Raw genomic sequence first — 4,423 nt, 5'->3', positions numbered from 1 at the left:
ATATAGACGACAATAAATAAGTGAACCCTATTTTATCGCTATTTTGATAGAGATCAGTGTCGGTGTTTTGGTAATGGCTAATAAGTACGAGCCTTATCCCGACCAGAAGTACCATTTCTCTTATGGATTAGTGAGTGCTAAATTTTTCTGATGGTACTCCATAGCTTTAGTGTAGTTTCCTTGAGAGTAATAAGCGGCTTTCAGACTAGCTATGGCTTTTTTTGCTGCCTTCCGGTCACCGATGGCTTGGGCAATACTCAAACGTTGTTCATAATATTCAACCGCTTGGCCATAATTGTCTAAAGCATCATAAGCCTTTCCCAAGCGACCTAAAGCTTGTTGTTCTAGACGGCGATTACCTATTTGTTGAGCTTTGAGCAATTGCTGCTGAATATAGTAAATCCCTTGAATATAATCTCCTAGTGCCAAGCAAGCATTACCCAACTTGCCCAGAATTTGTCCTTCTAGGGGAAGATCACCCATCTGCTGTGCGATCGCAAAACGCTGCTCGTAATAGTCAATAGCTTGAGCATAATCACCGATGGAGTAGCAGGAGTTACTAAGATTTCTCAGAATTCGCTCTTCCAGCTGCGGTAACCCAAGACTCTGGGCAACATAGAGGCTCTGTTGCTGGCAAGCTATTGCTCGGGGCAAATCCCCTAGTGCCTTATGGGCCAATCCTAGATTGTTCAAGGCAGTCACTTCTCCCAGTCGGTCTTGGAGTTGCCGCATAATAGTTAGGCTTTTTTGACCATAGTCAATGGCTTTGAGGTGATTTCCTTGGTGACGGTAGGCATTTCCCAAAATTCCCAAAACCTGGCCCTCAAGACGCTGGTCTTTGATGTCTTTTGCGATCGCAAGACTTTTGTTACTATATTTTATGGCTTGTTGAAAGTTGTCCAAGGAATAAGCAGTCAGGGCCATACCACTCAGAGCTTTTCCTTGACCCCGTCTATTTGCCAATTGCGCATACATTGCTAGTGCTTCTTGAAACGACTGTCTTGCTGCGGATAATTGACATCGCTGGTGCTGCTCAATCCCTTTCTCTAAAAGTTGAGCAGCTTCACCGGTGCGATGGTTTGACGCAAGGTCATGAACATTATCTGGAATGTTGTCAGGTAATGTAGGAACGAAAGTTTGGCGTGCTGCCTCTACTAGACGCTCCCTATATTCGCTGTCATCACACGGCAACCGGCTCTCCATTCCTATTGCCTCTTACGGATCATCAAGAGTTTTGTAGTTTTCTAAGTTTGCGCAATCGAGTAAAATCCTTTGCCATATATTCCCTTGTTTTGAATTGCTCAAGGTCGTATCTCATCCCTTGAGTGAGATACCACGGGGCAAAATAAGAGGATATAAAGGCTTTTAGATTTAGTGCAGCTCGACCTAACAGTACTAGTGCGGGTACTTTACTACCATGATAACCGCATCAATGCTGGTTCCGGCAACTTTACATATATCATAACAAATGATATACTAACTCTAACTTATGGATGATTTAATCTCAGCAAATAAAAATCCCTAGGTCAGCATTCAGCCTAGGGCTAATGGGCTTAGGGCATACTACCCTTGCCAGCTAAAATCGCTGTTCATGATCAGTGCAACAGAAACGAGCCTGCCCGATCTAGGAATCTGCTGACAGGCTCATCGGCCAGCAGGTTACCCTGTTGGCGGTGGTATAACCGCATAATCCCAGCACTTTGAACCTGTGGAGATCTCAAGACTAGGATTGATCACGGCAGTGAACTGTCAACGGTTAACAGCCAACCATCAACACAACGATATGTCTAAACCTAGAGAACTAAATCTGTTCAACTAAATCTGTTCAACTACATCACAGTCAGCAGAGTTTCTGTAGATGATGTTGCTGCTGACTTGGTAGTCTCTGGTGTGCAATAGACTTCGCAGGAGTTATTGGGACTTTCACTCAATTTCACCTTATGAAGTTGGACATCCAATTCTTGAATTGGTTGTTGCAATAACTGACAAATATAGATAGCAATATTTTCGGCAGTAGGAACAACCCGGGCAAAGTATGGAATGTCTTTATTGAGGAAAGTATGGTCAAAAGCTTCCAGGACATACTCATCCATGACTTGCTGCAAGGAGCCTAGATCAACAATCATGCCAGTGCGCGGATCCATTTCACCCTTAACTGTCACTTCTATGTGATAGTTATGTCCATGTCCGTTGGGACGAGCACACTTACCGTAAATCTGGTAGTTTTCCTCGTCACTGAGGTCAGGATGAGCTAGTCGGTGAGCAGCGCTAAAGTGGTTACTGATAGTCAGATATACTTCCATACCGTTTCCTTGATAGTCAGCCCAGAGTTTTGGATGTTCAAATAGCTGAATCTTCAGTAGTGGTAGATAGGTAACCAAGCGTTGCCAAATTACTCGTGCTATGTTTTCGGTAGTAGGTAAGGTTTGCTGAAATTCTGACCAAACCTCATTGAGATAAGCGTAGTCAAGTTGGCTGGTGACCTCTCGTTGGATCACCGTTTTGACTTTAGACAAGTTTTTCACCATGCCATACTTATCCAACTGAGCGGTCAGGGAAACGAACAGAACGTAGTTGTGTCCGTGTCCAGGAAATCTGCTCCCCAAACCAAACCGCTGAAGGTTCTCAGCTTCACTCAGTTCTGGTAACCAGTATCGGTGGCTGGCTGAAAACTCAGCACGGCGCTTAATGACGCATTCCATGTCAAGTTAGGTAAACTAGACTTATTTTCAGGATAAACTAATTTGGATTAGTGGTCGTTGGTAAGCTAAAAAAATAATATTGGTTACCCATTAGCAAAAATCTTTAACTGTGTCTTTAGCTTCCCAGAGCAGATGGGAAGCTATTCTGAACAGTTCTTGACCTGTGTGTAGGTGGTAGTCGTCGTAGTTAAGGGTAAACAGCTTTAATTCTTCTATCCCATCTCCTAACTGATTAAGACAGTAGTAGAGGTTAGCAGCAGCACTGGCAACGGTGGCAGGATTAGGTTGAGACTGAAACAGTCTCTGAGCTTGATGGAGATGATCACCACACTCTTCCAGATAAGCTTCAAACTCTGCCATGAGTTCATCATCAAACGGGTCAGCGGAGAGTTCATCAAGTTGAGCCTCTAGAGGCTCAAGGATATGACTAATCCGGTGGTTTACAGGTTGATAAATTTGCTGCAACCATTCCCCTAGCTGGGCATCAGTCTTTTTTCCCTTTTGCCGATGATGCTGGTAATGTCTTTGGGCATGAGCTGTTCGCTGTTGTCGATTCTGAGGCTCTAATGAATCCTGAAAGTAATTCCTCTTTTGGTCATAGGAACGCCGTCGCTCAGGGTTACTGAGTACCTCATAGGCAGCATTAACTTGGATAATTTTTTCCGGATCAGCGGTGGGGCTGTTGCTATCTGGATGAAAGCGCTTGGCTAGCCGTCGGTAGGCTTGTTTAATTTCTAGGGTCGTAGCGTGGGGATGAACATCCAAAGTTTGGTAGTGATTCGAGTCTGACATGGGCTACACTAAACCTACTGAAACCGGCAGCGATAGTATAATTGAGGTAGCAACTAAGCTCAATCCTTATATTTCCATCGATTTCCAGAGGTTTTAGGATAACTACTGAACCGAAGCGCCTTGCCCCATAACACTAATCAGTGGTGGCGGTTGGCTCTTGGAAGAGGGGGGTGCTTAGGTACCGTTCCCCAAAACTCGGTTGAATCATGACAATCAGGCATCCCTCATTTTCTGGACGTTTGCCAACTTCAATAGCCGCTGATAGTATGGCTCCAGTGGAAATGCCGGAAAGAATTCCTTCTTCACGGGCTAAACGACGACCGTATGCGATCGCATCATCATCCGTAACTGTAATCACCTCGTCAAGAAGTTCAACCTTGAGTACTTCTGGAATAAAACCCGCACCGATACCCTGAATTTTGTGAGGTCCTGGAGACCCTCCAGAAAGTACAGAACTACCAGCTGGTTCAACTGCGATCGCTTTAAAACTGGGCTTGCGTTTTTTGATCGCTTCAGCAACACCAGTAATTGTACCACCCGTACCAACTCCAGCCACCAGGAAATCCACCTGTCCTTCCGTATCGTCCCAAATTTCTTCAGCGGTGGTACAATAGTGAATTTTGGGGTTAGCTGGATTACGAAACTGTTGCAGCATATAGGCATTGGATGTGGTTTCTACAATTTCCTGAGCTCGCCTAATACAGCCACCCATGCCTTCACTACCTGGTGTCAGTTCCAACTGAGCACCATAAGCTCGCAACATAGCCCGTCGCTCGATGCTCATTGTCTCTGGCATGGTTAGGATCAGTTGGTAACCCTTGGCTGCCGCTGCCATTGCTAGAGCAATACCTGTGTTTCCCGAGGTCGGTTCCACCAAAATAGTTTTGCCGGGGGTAATCCACTCATTCTGCTCCGCTGTGTTGATCATG

At 45.1% G+C, this 4,423-nt stretch carries 4 protein-coding genes; all 4 read right to left on the bottom strand.

The genetic code is table 11. The annotated features are described in order from the left end of the window. Positions 1–120: 120 nt before the first annotated feature. Positions 121–1,203, bottom strand: coding sequence for a tetratricopeptide repeat protein (locus F6K20_RS25785; RefSeq protein WP_009149084.1), 1,083 nt, complete (start codon positions 1,201–1,203; stop codon positions 121–123). 626 nt (positions 1,204–1,829) lie between these two features. Next, on the bottom strand, positions 1,830–2,702 hold the full coding sequence (locus F6K20_RS25780; protein ID WP_287265796.1) for a 6-carboxytetrahydropterin synthase: 873 nt from the start codon (positions 2,700–2,702) through the stop codon (positions 1,830–1,832). Positions 2,703–2,792: 90 nt separating this feature from the next. Next, on the bottom strand, positions 2,793–3,494 hold the full coding sequence (locus F6K20_RS25775) for a J domain-containing protein (RefSeq protein WP_009149080.1): 702 nt from the start codon (positions 3,492–3,494) through the stop codon (positions 2,793–2,795). Between the two features lie 133 nt (positions 3,495–3,627). Next, positions 3,628–4,423: cysteine synthase A (gene cysK, locus F6K20_RS25770; protein ID WP_287296541.1), on the bottom strand; the 796-nt coding region annotated here is incomplete at its 5' end.

It is taken from the genome of Moorena sp. SIO2C4 (assembly GCF_010672485.1).
Taxonomy (GTDB): domain Bacteria; phylum Cyanobacteriota; class Cyanobacteriia; order Cyanobacteriales; family Coleofasciculaceae; genus Moorena; species Moorena producens.
This window is presented reverse-complemented; position numbering and strand designations above follow the sequence as displayed.

Bases quoted from the DNA above. Each gene is read 5' to 3' on its own strand.
- F6K20_RS25785 (WP_009149084.1), bottom strand. From the start codon at position 1,203: ATGGAGAGCCGGTTGCCGTGTGATGACAGCGAATATAGGGAGCGTCTA.
- F6K20_RS25775 (WP_009149080.1), bottom strand. From the start codon at position 3,494: ATGTCAGACTCGAATCACTACCAAACTTTGGATGTTCATCCCCACGCT.
- F6K20_RS25780 (WP_287265796.1), bottom strand. From the start codon at position 2,702: ATGGAATGCGTCATTAAGCGCCGTGCTGAGTTTTCAGCCAGCCACCGA.